The organism is Dryocola clanedunensis subsp. sulfonylureivorans (assembly GCF_016756775.1).
Classification (GTDB): domain Bacteria; phylum Pseudomonadota; class Gammaproteobacteria; order Enterobacterales; family Enterobacteriaceae; genus Dryocola; species Dryocola clanedunensis.
Window position 1 is genome coordinate 62,069 of sequence record NZ_JAERMU010000007.1, and the last position, 15,081, is coordinate 77,149.

Annotated in this window: 15 protein-coding genes; 9 read left to right on the top strand and 6 right to left on the bottom strand. The window is 53.9% G+C overall.

The window, feature by feature from the left end:
• Positions 1–16: 16 nt before the first annotated feature.
• The 4 genes from HYQ67_RS08700 to HYQ67_RS08715 all read right to left on the bottom strand — a co-directional run bounded on the left by HYQ67_RS08700 (position 17) and on the right by HYQ67_RS08715 (position 4,568).
• Entirely contained in the window at positions 17–1,408 is a 1,392-nt protein-coding gene (locus tag HYQ67_RS08700; RefSeq protein ID WP_202303306.1) for a cytochrome-c peroxidase, read from the bottom strand.
• A gap of 191 nt (positions 1,409–1,599) precedes the next feature.
• Positions 1,600–3,033, bottom strand: a complete 1,434-nt coding sequence (locus HYQ67_RS08705) for a 6-phospho-beta-glucosidase (RefSeq protein WP_202303307.1) — start codon at positions 3,031–3,033, stop codon at positions 1,600–1,602.
• Between the two features lie 165 nt (positions 3,034–3,198).
• Complete coding sequence (locus HYQ67_RS08710; RefSeq protein ID WP_202303308.1) at positions 3,199–3,927, bottom strand: MurR/RpiR family transcriptional regulator; 729 nt, start codon at positions 3,925–3,927, stop codon at positions 3,199–3,201.
• Between the two features lie 44 nt (positions 3,928–3,971).
• Positions 3,972–4,568: an HD domain-containing protein gene (locus tag HYQ67_RS08715; RefSeq protein ID WP_202303309.1), complete on the bottom strand. Its 597-nt coding sequence runs from the start codon at positions 4,566–4,568 to the stop codon at positions 3,972–3,974.
• 158 nt (positions 4,569–4,726) lie between these two features.
• Here HYQ67_RS08715 and trhA point away from each other — a divergent pair, with 158 nt between their 5' ends.
• Positions 4,727–5,380: a PAQR family membrane homeostasis protein TrhA gene (gene trhA / locus HYQ67_RS08720; protein WP_202303310.1), complete on the top strand. Its 654-nt coding sequence runs from the start codon at positions 4,727–4,729 to the stop codon at positions 5,378–5,380.
• Between the two features lie 38 nt (positions 5,381–5,418).
• On the opposite strand, the gene ygfZ is transcribed toward trhA, so the two are convergent.
• Complete coding sequence (gene ygfZ / locus HYQ67_RS08725; RefSeq protein WP_202303311.1) at positions 5,419–6,405, bottom strand: tRNA-modifying protein YgfZ; 987 nt, start codon at positions 6,403–6,405, stop codon at positions 5,419–5,421.
• Between the two features lie 249 nt (positions 6,406–6,654).
• On the opposite strand from ygfZ, the gene sdhE reads away from it, so the two are divergent.
• On the top strand, positions 6,655–6,921 hold the full coding sequence (gene sdhE, locus HYQ67_RS08730) for an FAD assembly factor SdhE (RefSeq protein ID WP_202303312.1): 267 nt from the start codon (positions 6,655–6,657) through the stop codon (positions 6,919–6,921).
• Complete coding sequence (locus tag HYQ67_RS08735) at positions 6,902–7,324, top strand: protein YgfX (protein ID WP_202303313.1); 423 nt, start codon at positions 6,902–6,904, stop codon at positions 7,322–7,324. Before sdhE ends, HYQ67_RS08735 begins: the two co-directional genes overlap by 20 nt.
• Before the next feature lie 7 nt (positions 7,325–7,331).
• On the opposite strand, the gene fldB is transcribed toward HYQ67_RS08735, so the two are convergent.
• The gene (gene fldB / locus HYQ67_RS08740; protein ID WP_202303314.1) at positions 7,332–7,853 is read right to left on the bottom strand and encodes a flavodoxin FldB; all 522 of its coding nucleotides are present in this window, start codon (positions 7,851–7,853) and stop codon (positions 7,332–7,334) included.
• 101 nt (positions 7,854–7,954) lie between these two features.
• Between fldB and xerD the strand changes: the two genes are divergently transcribed.
• From xerD to actS, 6 genes are all read left to right on the top strand, one after another.
• On the top strand, positions 7,955–8,851 hold the full coding sequence (gene xerD, locus HYQ67_RS08745; protein WP_202303315.1) for a site-specific tyrosine recombinase XerD: 897 nt from the start codon (positions 7,955–7,957) through the stop codon (positions 8,849–8,851).
• 24 nt (positions 8,852–8,875) lie between these two features.
• Positions 8,876–9,592 carry a bifunctional protein-disulfide isomerase/oxidoreductase DsbC gene (gene dsbC / locus HYQ67_RS08750; protein ID WP_202303316.1) on the top strand — a complete coding sequence of 239 codons (717 nt, stop codon included), beginning with the start codon at positions 8,876–8,878 and terminating at the stop codon, positions 9,590–9,592.
• 7 nt (positions 9,593–9,599) lie between these two features.
• Positions 9,600–11,333 (top strand): single-stranded-DNA-specific exonuclease RecJ, encoded by a 1,734-nt coding sequence (gene recJ / locus HYQ67_RS08755; protein ID WP_202303317.1) that lies wholly within the window; start codon positions 9,600–9,602, stop codon positions 11,331–11,333.
• 116 nt (positions 11,334–11,449) lie between these two features.
• Positions 11,450–12,548 (top strand): peptide chain release factor 2 gene (gene prfB, locus HYQ67_RS08760; RefSeq protein WP_202303318.1). Its coding sequence is split into 2 segments (ribosomal slippage): positions 11,450–11,524 and positions 11,526–12,548, totalling 1,098 coding nucleotides; the frame shifts between segments, so codons are not numbered across the junction.
• Between the two features lie 9 nt (positions 12,549–12,557).
• Positions 12,558–14,072 (top strand): lysine--tRNA ligase, encoded by a 1,515-nt coding sequence (gene lysS / locus HYQ67_RS08765; RefSeq protein WP_202303319.1) that lies wholly within the window; start codon positions 12,558–12,560, stop codon positions 14,070–14,072.
• 198 nt (positions 14,073–14,270) lie between these two features.
• Entirely contained in the window at positions 14,271–15,035 is a 765-nt protein-coding gene (gene actS / locus HYQ67_RS08770; protein ID WP_202303320.1) for an amidase activator ActS, read from the top strand.
• The last annotated feature ends 46 nt before the right edge of the window (positions 15,036–15,081 follow it).

Here is a 15,081-nt window from a genome sequence, read left to right on the forward strand (position 1 = left end):
CTACATCACGGCAAAATTAGTTTGGCGAGTAGGGCGTGTACACCCCGTTCAGGCTATTTAAAAACGCCACGATATCATCCACATCCTGCTGCGGCAGCGATGTGCCAACCTGATATTTCAGCATCTCTTTTACCGCCTCATCCAGCGTTTTAACGTCTCCACGATGGAACCAGGGACCCGTCAGCGCCACGTTGCGCAGCGTGGGCACCTTCTGACGCAGACGGTCCCGTACCTCTTTGGTGACGTTCATGCGGCCGATGTCAGCAGCGGTTATCTCCCCAAACCCAAAGTCTTTTTTCAATCCTAACGGCTCGAACGAGCGGCCTCCCAGAATCTTGCCGCCGTGGCAGGTGGCGCATTTATTCTCCTTGAACAGCTGATATCCGTGCTTTTGTTGCGCAGACAGCGCGCTATCGTCGCCGCGCAAATAGTTATCAAATGGCGAGTTCGGCGTGATAAGCGTTTTTTCAAACTCGGCAATAGCATCGGTAATGGAAGCGCCTGAGAAACCCTGCGGATAAACGGCGGTGAAGTCGCGGGTCAGAATCGGATCCTGCTTCAGTTTATCCGTGATTTCATCCCAGGAGGTCGAGGCCATCTCTATCGGGTTGAGCGGCGGGCCACCTGCCTGGGCCTGGAGATCGGCGGCACGCCCGTCCCAGAACTGTTCGATATTAAAGGTTGCGTTATAGACGGTTGGGGCATTGATTGGGCCAATCGCTCCCCCTACGCCCCGTGAGGTTTTGCGACCATCCACGCCGCCAGCACCGAGCTGATGACAGTGGGCGCAGGAGATTGAGTTATCTCCGGAAAGGCGCGGATCGTGGTAAAGCCTCATACCTAACGCGACCTTTTCCCCATCAACCGGTAATGACTGCGGAATGGGTTGAACAGGCTCGTTACGACGACTTTCAGCCATATCCGCAGAGGCATAATGCGCAAGGCGCTGCGTTTTAATCCACTCCAGCACCGCGCCACGCTCCTGCTCGCTCATATGACCCGCCCAGTGCAGCGCGGTGTAGCGGGTTGGCGGCATGGTCTGGTGCTGCATGACCCACTCAATTTTGTTGAGATCGCTTTGCGGTGCGGCGTTGTTATCGAGCAGGCTTTTGCGAACGTCCGTCAGATTGAAGGATTTATAGCCATGCTGGATATCGTACTCCATGAGTTGTTTAGCCACGGGAAAGCTGGCGTAGAAGGGCAGCTTTGCCGAGGGAGTGTGGCAGTAGTCGCAGCCTTTTTCGTTGAGGATGCCAAGTACGCTGGCATTGAGAGGCGAGAGATTTTTCGCCGTTGTGGGCAGGGTGTTGCGCTCCGTATCGTGGTAATGCACATACCCGACCAGACCAAAATAGCCGACGATACCGACACAGGCGGCAGCGGCGAACAACTTCGTTGTCGTTCTCATTTCGTCATCCTTTCCAGAGATATAAAACGAATCAGGGCGATCCGTAAGCCACAGCATTTTTGTGGTCTTATCATCGGTAATGACGAGGAAGAAAATGTTGCGTCGTATCAAAGAGAAAGCACCAGAGAGCCTATCGTTCAGATAGGTTTCGCCGATGCAAAAAAACGAAGGGCGCCGAAGCGCCCTTTAAATCAGAGGTTTTCGCCGTTGCTGGCGATAACTTCTTTGTACCAGTTAAAGCTCTTCTTACGGGAGCGGGACATATCCCCGGTACCGTCGTCGTGCTTATTCACATAGATAAAGCCGTAACGCTTGCTGTACTGGCCGGTGGTGAAGGAGACGCAGTCGATGCAGCCCCACGGGGTGTAGCCCATCAGTTCAACGCCATCGTAGGTCACTGCCTTCATCAGCTCGGCTACGTGCGCCTTCAGATAATCAATGCGGTAATCGTCATTGATGGAGCCATCGGCTTCTACCTTGTCGTAAGCGCCAAAACCGTTTTCAACGATAAACAGTGGCTTCTGGTAACGTTCGTACAGCTCGCACAGCGCGTAGCGCAGGCCAACCGGGTCAATCTGCCAGCCCCAGTCAGATGCTTTGACGTGTGGGTTTGGCACGCTACCCTGGAAGCCGGAGAGCGCATCACCCGTACCGCCTTCCGCCTTAACGGCATTGGTCATGTAGTAGCTGAAGCCGAGGTAATCACAGACGCCTTCACGCAGGATCTCTTCGTCGCCCGGTTCCATCCTGATAGTGAACTCGCGGCGCTCCCACTCGTTCAGCACGTAGGACGGGTAGTAGCCGCGTAGCTGCACGTCGGTAAAGACATAACGCTCGCGCATGGACTCCTGGGCAAACATCTGATCTTCTGGCTTACAGGAGAACGGATAGAGCGGCACCATCGCCAGCATGCAGCCGATTTGCATTTCCGGGTTGATACGGTGACCGATTTTCACCGCCATGGCGCTTGCCACAAACTGGTGGTGCAGCACCTGGTACATCACCTCTTCCGGGTTGTCGTGCTCGGTATAAACCACCCCGGAGCAGCAGTAGCCGAACAGCGGTGCGCGCCAGTTGCGCTGGTTGTTGATCTCGTTAAAGGTCATCCAGTACTTCACTTTGCTCTTGTAGCGTTCAAACACCACTTCGGCAAAGCGAACGAAGAAATCCACCACTTTACGGTTAGTCCAGCCGCCGTATTCTGTCACCAGATGGTGAGGCATCTCGAAGTGGGAGAGGGTGATCACCGGCTCGATGTTGTACTTCAGCAGCTCGTCGAACATATCGTCGTAGAACTTCAGCCCTTCTTCGTTTGGCTGCTGTTCGTCACCTTTGGGGAAGATGCGTGTCCAGGCAATGGAGGTACGGAAACATTTGAAACCCATCTCGGCAAACAGAGCGATATCTTCTTTATAGCGGCCGTGGAAATCGATAGCCTCGTGATTTGGATAATACTTGCCCGGCACCACTTCCTGGGTGATTTCACGCGGAACGCCATGTGCGCCGCCGGTGAGCACGTCACAGATGCTTGGGCCTTTGCCGCCTTTGTTCCAGCCGCCTTCAACCTGGTGGGCCGCAACCGCGCCACCCCATAAAAAGTCTTCAGGTAAGGTTAGTTTTTTCATGTTTTTTAATCTCGCTGTCGGTGCCGGAGATATTATGCGATAGATAACACAACGGCAGGGCGTTAATAAACTCTGGTCTGGAGTCTAACAAACGAGATTTCATTGTCACGATATAACAAATCACGGGTTTTGTGATTTGTTACAGCAATAAAACAGGTTGTTTTTTTACGCCATTTTTTTCGCCAGTTTGCGGCCAATGGTCTCCAGAATATAAATGACGGGAATTTGTGTCGTAATGTCATAAACGCCGCCCACGCGGGTCAGAGGGATGTGCCAGGAAATATTAAAATCGGCAAGCTTAGCCAGCGATGAGTTATCATGGCTGGTGAGTGAGAGCACTTTACAATGATGCAGGCTGAACTGGCTGGCAAAGCGGAGGATCTCTTCGGTTTCACCTGACACGGACAGAACGATAGCCAGGGCGTTTTTTGCCATATCATTCGTGACCGGGAAATAAGGGTCATCAATATGGTTACTAAACTTACCTACGTTCGAAAAGAATCTTGCGCCATATTTAGCTAAAGCACCGGATGTTCCTGCGCCAACAAAAATAATACGCTCAGAAGCGCAAATAATATCTACCGCGCTGTTGATTAAATTATCAAACTCTTCATTGTTGGTGCTTTTAAAAAAGCTGATAATTTCGCTGGGGCCGAAATTAACCAGCTGCTCATCATTTTGCTCAAGATACAATTTAAAGCGTACACGAAACTCGGAATAACCTTCGCAGTTGAGCTTGCGGCAAAAGCGCAGCACGGTGGTGGTGGACACCCCCGCGCCGTCGGCCAGCTCGCGGATGGTCATGTACATCACTTTGTCACGGTTTTTAATGACATAGTTGTAGACCATCATTTCCAGACCGTTAAGTGCGGCAATTGCTGCATGAGTAAACATCGTACATCTTCCTGAGATTATGACCGTGAACAATCCGGAGGTATTTAACGCAGCCAGCCTTTTTCCTGCGCGGCATATAAATGGCTTTGCACATGTTGCCATAATTCCGGCCAGCTTTCGCCCACCAGTGCATTACGGGTCAGCACCTGCTCGAGTGAGATATTATTCTCGCGCCAGCTTTGTCCTTCATTATGCAGGTTCTGGAGAATGGGCAGAATACGATCCAGAGCACCCGCAAAACGGGCCTCTACGGTGATTCCTGCTTCGTATTCCAGCCACAGGTTGAGAAACTCCCCGCGCTGGGGTTCTGGCAGCAGGCCAAACAGGCGCGCTGCCGCGACGGCTTCTTTTTCAGCAATGGCTTCTCGCGCTGCCAGATCGTAAACCAGGACATCACCGACATCGATTTCAACGATGTCATGCAACAATGCCATCTGGACGATTCGCGATATTTCTACATCCGCCGGTGCGAAAGGCGCGAGGCTCATCGCCGCAACGGCAAAATGCCAGCTATGCTCAGCGGAGTTCTCCTGGCGCGCATGGCCGATAATCTTCGTGCGGCGCTCAACCAGCTTTAGCTTGTCTATCTCCATCAAAAAGGCGACGACGCTGCTCATCGCGCCAAAAGCATCGGGTGACATGATGGTTCTCCTCAGATTTCAGGCAGATCTGCCGATTGTACAATTGCGCATCCCGGCGCTGACAGATTTATTTTAGCGTACATGTGTTCGCTGGAATTATTCTCAGTTATGCTAGTCGTGCTGCATTTTTCATCTTAAGTCTTACCGGGAGTAGCCGTATGGCTGACAAACCAATGAAAGCGCTGGGGTATTCGCTGGCGGAAGAGATAGCCAACAGCATCAGCCATGGCATCGGGCTGGTGTTCGGGATTGTCGGACTGGTTCTGCTGCTGGTTCAGGCAGTGGATACCAATGCCAGCGTTACCGCCATTACCAGCTACAGCCTGTACGGCAGCAGCATGATTTTGCTGTTCCTTGCCTCCACGCTGTATCACGCGATTCCCCACGCACGTGCAAAACGCTGGCTAAAAAAATTCGACCACTGTGCTATCTACCTGCTGATTGCCGGTACCTACACGCCTTTTTTGTTGGTTGGGCTGGATTCACCGCTCTCACGCGGGTTGATGATTGTTATCTGGGGCCTCGCGCTGGTGGGGATCCTCTTTAAGCTCACCATTGCGCATCGTTTCAAAGTGTTGTCGCTGGTCACGTACCTGATGATGGGCTGGCTGTCGCTGGTGGTTATCTACCAGATGGCGGTGAAGCTGGCACCCGGAAGCGTGACGCTGCTTGCGGTTGGGGGAATTATTTACTCGCTCGGCGTGATTTTCTACGTCAGTAAACGCATTCCTTACAACCATGCAATCTGGCACGGCTTTGTGCTCGGCGGCAGCGTTTGCCACTTCCTCGCGATTTATCTCTACATCCGCTAATCCGGTATGCCCCGTGTTACCGGGGCACCCGCAGCAGGTCAGATTTCTTCAAGTGAATAAGGCAGCGGCTCAATTTTCAGCTCGCTGCCGTTATCTTCCCTGACGCGGAAAACGCTGTCCGCTTCAAGATCGTTATTCATGACGGCCTGCACCAGCAGTCGGCCATCCTCCAGCAGGCTGGCCGCGAGGACGGTACCGGTACGACGCCAGTTATCACCCATTTTCATTTCCAGGTCTTCACCCGCTTCCGGCTGGCGGCTGGCATTTCCTGCCAGATACCACAGAGCGCGTTTGTTGGCCCCGCGGAACTTAGCGCGAGCGACCATCTCCTGGCCGGTGTAACACCCTTTTTTGAAGCTGATGCCACCCAGTGCCTGGAGGTTCGTGGCCTGAGGGATAAACTGTGCGCTGTTGGCGCTATCAATCACCGCCAGCCCCCCTTCGATATCCAGCGCCAGCCACTGCTGGCTGTCGTTGCGCTGGGCTTCACCCTGCAGCTTATCCGCAAGATTCTGCGCGCCGTCGGCATCTGTAACCACCATAAAGCGTTCAGCGGGTAAGCCAAACCAGAGCAGCGTGGTTTCACCTTCCTGAACGACTGGATTCCCGGCGTCCGGCAGCGTGGTAAAAGCGTTTGCCAGAGCGGCTCGAGCCTGAAAACCAGCCAGACCCAACAGCACCGTTTCGTCATCGGGTGTGAAAGTTACTTTGGAGAAGACGGCATACTTTTTCAGCTCGCTCAGCTGGGCTTCCGCCAGGTTGCTACGTTCAATAAAAGCAAAACCCTCGCCACGATGAAACAGACGCAGGTTGCTCCACATTTTCCCTTTGGCATCACAATGAGCACAAAGCAGATGCTGATTGCTTGCCATTTGTGCGACGTCAGCGGTGACCTGACCCTGGAGGTAATTCTGCGCGTCTGCGCCCGTCACATTCACCAGCGCCCAGTCGTTGAGCGTCATCAGCGTAAGAGGCAGACGAGCGGAGGAGGTCGGCAGGCGAGGTGGAAACGGTGTGAATGCCATATTTAGTGTCCTGGATAATCCTACGGATGAATGACGTTAATGGTAAAAGAGCCTCTCGGCAATGCAAGCAGTTTGATATCGCGAATCGTGCCGTTTCGAGCTGCCTCGCAATTTCCATGCAGCAATGTCATGTTGCAGAGATTTCTTCAGAGAAAGCACGCGGATGGCAACATTCAGTTAATACCAGCGGCGAAAACACGTTACACTAGCTGCGTATCTGACATGTCCCCCCACACCAGGAAAGAGCACATGGATATCAATAACAAAGCCCGAATTCACTGGGCATGCCGCCGCGGAATGCGCGAGCTCGATATTTCGATTATGCCGTTCTTTGAATATGAATATGACACGCTAAGCGACGAAGATAAGCAGTTGTTTATCCGTCTTCTGGAATGTGACGACCCGGATCTCTTCAACTGGTTGATGAACCACGGTGAACCGGAAGATAAGTCATTGCTGCGTATGGTAAAGCTGATCCAAACACGGAATAGAGAACGTGGTCCTGTGGCAATCTGATTTACGCGTCTCATGGCGAGCGCAGTGGCTTTCCCTTTTAGCACATGGCCTGCTGGCGATTTTCGTTCTGCTTTTGCCGTGGCCGATGAGCTACACGCTCATCTGGATGTTTTTACTCTCGCTGGTGGTTTTCGACAGCGTGCGCAGTCAGCGTCGTATCCATGCGACACAGGGAGAGATCAAACTGCTAACGGATTACCGGTTAAAATGGCAGGGCAAGGAGTGGGAGATTGCAGGCTCACCGTGGATGTTACGCAACGGCATGATGCTGCGTATTCGGCAGTCTCATAAAACGCGTAGCCAGCACCTGTGGTTGTTGTCCGACAGCATGGATAGCGGAGAGTGGCGTGATTTGCGTCGCCTGATGTTGCAACAGCAGGCGAGCGGAAGCGGCGAGGTTTAAACACGCCTCAGGCAAACTTTTCGGCCATTTCACCCAGTATTTGCTCACACCAGTTCTGAATGCGTTCATCGCTCAGGTCGTACTGGTTCGTTTCATCCAGCGCCAGGCCAACAAACAGCTCGCCGTCAGCGATAACAGGTTTCGGGCTGGTAAACTCGTAGCCTTCGGTTGGCCAGTAGCCGATAAATTGCGCGCCGCGTGGCGCCAGCTTATCGTGCAGCATGCCCAGCGCGTCGAGGAACCATTCGCCGTAGCCGAGCTGATCGCCCATGCCGTAAAGCGCCACCAGTTTGCCATCCAGATTCAGGGTATCCAGCTGCTCCCAGACGGCTTCCCAGTCTTCCTGCAGTTCACCGAAGTCCCAGGTGGGGATACCGAGGATCAGGACATCGTACTGCTCCATAAGGACGGGGGCATCATCCTTCAGATTATGAAGCGTGACCAGCTCCGGGCCGATGATGTCACGAATCTTTTCGGCCGCCATTTCGGTGTAGCAGGTGCTGGAGCCATAAAAAAGGCCAATGTTCATAGCGATAACAACTCATTTAAAAACGTGCAGACTGGCAAGTGTATCAGATCCCATTCTGCATCATGCATAATGACGGTAATTCAAGTTTAAGTGAGGCTCCGGTGGAACAGGATCTGGCCCGAATAGAACAATTTCTGGATGCGCTTTGGCTGGAGAAAAATCTGGCAGAAAACACGCTGACCTCCTATCGGCGCGATCTTAAAACCGTGGTGGAATGGTTAGACCGCCTTGGTTTAACGCTGCTTACCGCGCAGGCCACCGATTTGCAGGCGCTATTTGCGGAGCGGCTGGAAGGGGGCTATAAAGCCACCAGTTCGGCGCGTATGTTAAGTGCTATTCGCCGTCTTTTTCAGTATCTGTACCGCGAGAAACTGCGTGAAGATGACCCGAGCGCGCTGCTCTCGTCCCCCAAACTGCCGCAGCGATTGCCAAAAGACCTTAGCGAAGCTCAGGTTGAGCGGCTATTGCAAGCCCCCTGTCTCGATCAGCCAATTGAGTTACGTGACAAAGCGATGCTCGAATTGTTGTATGCTACGGGGCTACGCGTCTCAGAGCTGGTTGGCCTGGCGATGAGCGATATCAGCCTGCGCCAGGGCGTGGTGCGCGTTATCGGTAAAGGTAATAAAGAACGGCTGGTGCCGCTGGGAGAAGAGGCGGTTTACTGGCTGGAGAATTATCTCGAGCATGGCCGTCCGTGGCTGCTTAACGGGCAGTCGCTGGACGTCGTTTTTCCGAGCCAGCGAGCTCAGCAGATGACGAGACAAACGTTCTGGCATCGCATCAAGCACTACGCGGTGATTGCGGGGATAGATAGCGAAAAACTGTCTCCCCACGTATTACGCCATGCATTTGCCACGCACCTGCTGAACCACGGAGCAGATTTACGTGTCGTACAGATGCTGCTTGGACACAGCGATTTGTCCACCACCCAAATTTATACCCATGTAGCGACCGAACGTTTGCGTCAGCTGCATCAACAGCACCACCCACGGGCGTGAGTGCCAGAAGACAAAGGAATCATGATGAAAAAAGGTATTGTGCTGCTCTCGTTATTAGCGGCGTCTGTAACAGGGTTTGCTCACGCTGACGACGCAGCCATTAAACAATCCCTGGCGAAGCTGGGCGTGCAGAATGCAGATATTCAGTCTGCGCCAGTGGCCGGTATGAAAACCGTACTGACCGACAGCGGCGTGCTGTACGTCACCGAAGACGGCAAGCACATCATGCAAGGGCCACTCTATGATGTTAGCGGCGCGCAGCCGGTGAACGTCACCAACAAGCTGCTGGTGGGGAAACTCAACGCGCTTGAGAAAGAGATGATCGTCTACAAAGCGCCGCAGGAAAAACACGTGATTACCGTGTTTACCGACATTACCTGCGGCTATTGCCACAAGCTGCACGAAGAGATGAAAGACTATAACGCGCTGGGGATCACTGTGCGTTATCTGGCCTTCCCTCGTCAGGGGCTGCAAAGCCAGACCGAAAGCGACATGAAATCTATCTGGTGTGCGAAAGATCGCAACAAAGCCTTTGATGCCGCCATGAAGGGCGATGCCGTGCCGTCTGCTACCTGTGATACCAACATCGCTAACCATTACAACCTGGGCGTGCAGTTTGGCGTGCAGGGTACGCCGGCTATCGTGCTAAGCAATGGGACGGTGATTCCAGGCTACCAGGGACCGAAAGAGATGAAAGCAATGCTGGACGCGCATCAGCAGCTCAGCAAAGTTGGCGGATAGTTAGCCGGTGAAACAGCAAACGCAACTTCGCCGTCGGATCGTGGATGATTCGGTGGTGCTCCCGGCGGGGTTATCCCCGCTGTTAAAGCGCCTCTACGCCAGCCGTGGGGTGCGCGGTGAACAGGATCTTGAACGCAGTGTGAAAGGGATGCTGCCATGGCAGCAGCTCAACGGCATGAAAGAGGCCGTGGACATTCTGCACAACGCCTTTCGCGCAGGACTGCGCATTATTGTGGTCGGCGATTTTGATGCGGATGGCGCAACAAGCACTGCTTTGAGCGTGCTTGCGCTTCGTGGCCTGGGCGGCTCCAACATTGGCTACCTGGTACCGAATCGCTTTGAAGATGGCTATGGTTTAAGTCCGGAGGTGGTGGATCAGGCCCACGCGCGTGGCGCGCAGCTGATCCTCACCGTGGATAACGGCATTTCGTCCCACAGCGGCGTCCAACGCGCCCACGAACTGGGTATTCCTGTGGTGGTCACCGATCACCACCTGCCCGGGCCGGAACTCCCTGCCGCAAAAGCCATCATCAACCCAAACCTGGTGGACTGTGACTTCCCGTCCAAATCGCTGGCTGGCGTGGGTGTGGCCTTCTATCTGATGCTGGCCTTGCGCGCTCACTTACGGGATGTCGGCTGGTTCGAGCAGCAGGGGCTGGCAGTCCCTAATCTGGCGGAACTGCTGGATCTGGTGGCTTTAGGCACGGTGGCGGACGTCGTCCCGCTGGACACGAATAACCGTATTCTTACCTGGCAGGGCTTAAGCCGCATCCGTGCGCGCAAGTGCCGTCCGGGGATTCTCGCTCTGCTTGAGGTTGCTAATCGAGAACCGCATAAGCTTGCGGCGAGCGATTTAGGTTTTGCCCTGGGGCCGCGCCTGAATGCCGCAGGCCGTCTGGACGATATGTCCGTCGGCGTGGCGCTTTTGCTGAGCGAAAACATTGGCGAAGCCCGTATGCTGGCTAATGAACTCGATGCGCTGAATCAGACGCGCAAAGAGATTGAGCAGGGCATGCAGGTGGAAGCTCTGTCGCTGTGCGATGCGCTGGAGCGCAGCAACGAAACGCTGCCGTACGGGTTGGCAATGTATCACCCGGAATGGCATCAGGGCGTCGTGGGTATTCTGGCTTCGCGCATCAAAGAGCGTTTTAACCGTCCGGTGATTGCGTTTGCCCCCGCGGGGGACGGCACCCTCAAAGGTTCCGGCCGTTCGATTCAGGGTCTGCATATGCGGGATGCCCTGGAAAGACTCGATACCCTGCACCCGGGCCTGATGCTGAAATTCGGCGGGCACGCCATGGCGGCAGGCTTGTCGCTGGAAGAGCCTCGTTTTGAAGAGTTCCGTCAGCGCTTTGGCGATCTGGTCGGCGAATGGCTCGATCCGGCCCTGCTGCAGGGGGAAATCTGGTCTGATGGCGAGCTGTCCACGCAAGAGCTGACGCTGGAAGTCGCCGAAATGCTGCGCGATGCGGGGCCGTGGGGGCAAATGTTCCCGGAGCCGCTGTTTGACGGTAAGTTCCGTCTTCTACAGCAGAGGCTGGTAGGCGAGCGTCATCTTAAGGTGATGGTTGAACCGCTGGGCGGAGGGCCGCTTATTGATGGTATTGCGTTTAACGTTGATACCACCTGCTGGCCAGATAACGGCGTGCGGGAAGTGGAGTTGGCCTTCAAGCTCGACGTTAACGAATTTCGTGGCAACCGCAGCGTACAGCTTTTAATCGACCATATCTGGCCTTTATAGCGCCTGAGTCAGGCTTAAAAGCCATAACCAACGCTATAAAATGCGGCGTAATTCCGGTAAACTTTCCGGTTTACGACCGCATTTTCGTCTTCTGACATCAACATAAGAAATTAAGCATGTTTGAAATTAACCCGGTAAAAAACCGCATCCAGGACCTCACAGAGCGCAGCGACGTTCTTAGGGGGTATCTTTGACTACGATGCCAAGAAAGAGCGCCTGGAAGAAGTAAACGCAGAGCTGGAACAGCCTGACGTCTGGAACGAACCTGAACGTGCTCAGGCGCTGGGTAAAGAACGTTCCACGCTGGAAGCGATTGTCGACACCCTCGACCAAATGACCCAGGGCCTGGAAGATGTTTCCGGTCTGCTGGAGCTGGCCGTAGAAGCTGACGACGAAGAGACCTTCAACGAAGCCGTAGCCGAACTGAACGTGCTGGAAACCAAGCTCGAGCAGCTTGAGTTCCGCCGCATGTTCTCCGGCGATTACGACAGCGCTGACTGCTATATCGATATCCAGGCTGGCTCCGGCGGCACCGAAGCGCAAGACTGGGCAAGCATGCTGATGCGTATGTACCTGCGTTGGGCGGAAGCCCGCGGGTTCAAGACTGAAATTATTGAAGAGTCTGAAGGCGAGGTCGCGGGTATCAAGTCCGTGACCATCCGTATTCAGGGTGAATACGCCTTCGGCTGGCTGCGTACTGAAACGGGCGTCCACCGCCTGGTTCGTAAGAGTCCGTTTGACTCCGGCGGTCGTCGTCACACCTCCTTCAGCTCGGCGTTCGTCTACCCGGAAGTGGATGACGACATTGATATCGATATCAACCCGGCGGATCTGCGCATCGACGTATACCGTGCGTCAGGCGCAGGGGGGCAGCACGTTAACCGTACGGAATCTGCGGTGCGTATTACCCATATTCCGACCAATACCGTGACCCAGTGCCAGAACGACCGTTCGCAGCATAAGAACAAAGAACAGGCCATGAAGCAGATGAAGGCGAAGCTGTACGAGCTGGAAATGCAGAAGAAAAATGCTGAGAAGCAGGCGCTGGAAGATAACAAATCGGATATTGGCTGGGGCAGCCAGATTCGCTCTTACGTACTGGACGACTCTCGTATCAAAGATTTGCGCACAGGGGTTGAAACCCGTAACACGCAGGCGGTACTGGATGGCGATCTGGACAAATTTATCGAAGCAAGTTTGAAAGCAGGGTTATGAGGAACCAACATGTCTGAACAACAAGCACAGGGCACCGAAGCGGTCGATTTAAATAATGAACTGAAAGCTCGCCGCGAGAAGCTGGCTGGTCTGCGCGAGCAGGGCATTCCCTTCCCGAACGACTTCCGCCGTGAACATACCTCAGACCAGCTGCATGCAGACTTTGACGGTAAAGAAAACGAAGAGCTCGAAGACCTGAACATCGAAGTGACCGTTGCAGGTCGCATGATGACCCGTCGTATTATGGGTAAAGCGTCCTTTGTCACCTTACAGGACGTTGGTGGTCGTATTCAGCTGTACGTTGCCCGCGACGATCTGGCAGAAGGCATCTACAACGAACAGTTCAAAAAGTGGGACCTGGGCGATATCCTCGGCGCGCGTGGCAAACTGTTTAAAACCAAGACTGGCGAGCTGTCCATCCACTGTACCGAGCTGCGTCTGCTGACCAAAGCATTGCGTCCGCTGCCGGATAAATTCCACGGCCTGCAGGATCAGGAAGCGCGTTACCGTCAGCGTTATCTGGATCTGATCTCTAACGATGAATCCCGCAATACCTTTAAAGTGCGCTCCCAGATCATGTCTGGTATCCGTAACTTCATGGTTGGCCGCGGCTTCATGGAAGTTGAAACGCCAATGATGCAGGTTATCCCTGGGGGTGCGTCTGCTCGTCCGTTTATCACTCACCATAATGCGCTGGACATCGATATGTACCTGCGTATCGCACCGGAGCTTTATCTGAAGCGCCTGGTAGTGGGTGGTTTTGAGCGCGTTTTCGAAATTAACCGTAACTTCCGTAACGAAGGCATCTCTCCGCGTCACAACCCAGAGTTCACCATGATGGAACTCTACATGGCGTACGCGGATTACAAAGACCTGATTGAACTGACCGAGTCCCTGTTCCGTACGCTTGCGCACGAAGTGCTGGGCACCGCACAGGTTGCTTACGGCGAGCAGATGTTCGACTTCGATCAGCCGTTTGCCAAACTGACCATGCGCGAAGCGATCAAAAAATACCGTCCGGAAACCAATATTGCGGATCTGGATGATATGGCTAAGGCGCTGGAAATCGCGGCCGCTATCGGTATCAAAGTTGAGAAGAGCTGGGGTCTGGGCCGCGTTGTGACTGAGATCTTTGAAGAAGTGGCGGAAAGCCATCTGATTCAGCCGACCTTCATCACCGAATACCCGGCAGAAGTTTCTCCGCTGGCCCGTCGTAACGACGAGAACCCGGAAATCACCGACCGCTTTGAATTCTTCATCGGCGGCCGTGAAATCGGTAACGGCTTCTCCGAGCTTAACGATGCAGAAGACCAGGCTCAGCGCTTTGCAGATCAGGTTGCCGCGAAAGATGCTGGCGACGACGAAGCGATGTTCTTTGACGAAGATTACGTGACCGCGCTCGAGCACGGCCTGCCGCCAACGGCGGGTCTGGGCATTGGTATCGACCGTATGGTTATGCTGTTCACCAACAGCCATACCATCCGTGACGTGATCCTGTTCCCGGCGCTGCGTCCGGTTAAGTAAGCAGCAGTATTCCTCCCTGCGGGGAGGAATTAGATTGCTGACAAAGAAGGAAAAAACGTGGTTTTTCCTTCTTTGTGCTTAGCAGCCGAAAATCAACGAATTGATTTTCCTGATTATTAGATAAAATCTGCTCGTTTATTAAACGGTTTAGGTTTGTCATCAGTTTTCTTTTTCTTAGATAATTTTCAGAGGGTTAGTTTGCGCAAGGAAAGCATCATCCGCATATGGGTACTGAATGCCATCGTCGCGCTTCTCAGCCTGTCTCTTATCGCTTGCTCCTCCAACAAAGCAGGCGGTTCTAAGGCCTCCGTAGGCAGCTACAGCGGCTCGGTCTACACCGTTAAACGTGGTGACACCCTCTATCGCATCTCGCGTATGACCGGCTCAAGCGTCGGTACGCTCGCGCGTCTGAATAGTATTTCAGCGCCCTATACGCTGGAGATCGGCCAGAAAATCCGTGTGAAGAGCAGCTCAGGCTCCTCGAAATCGAAAAAGACTGCCGTAGCGAAAAGCACTAAGTCACATTCATCGTCGCGCTCAAGTATTGCGAAAGTTGCCCCGCCTCCAGTGGGATCAAAGTGCTGGCGCTGGCCAACCACGGGCAAAATTATCGAACCGTTCTCCAACAGTGAAGGCGGGAACAAAGGGATTGATATAGCAGGCTCTCGCGGGCAGCCAATTTACGCGTCAGCGGCGGGAACAGTGGTTTACGTGGGCGATCAGCTGCGGGGCTACGGCAACCTTGTGATGATCAAACACAGTGAAGATTACATCACGGCGTATGCGCATAACGACACTACGCTTGTGAATAATGGGCAGAAGGTGAGTGCAGGGCAAAAAATTGCCACCATGGGCAGCACCGGTTCGAATACCGTGAACCTGCACTTCCAGATCCGCTATCGCGCCACGGCCATCGATCCGCAGCGTTATTTGCCGCCACAGGGCAGCAAACCGTCCTGCTAAGGCCACGGCAACCGTATAAAATACCACCACTTAGCAGGCTGGCCCC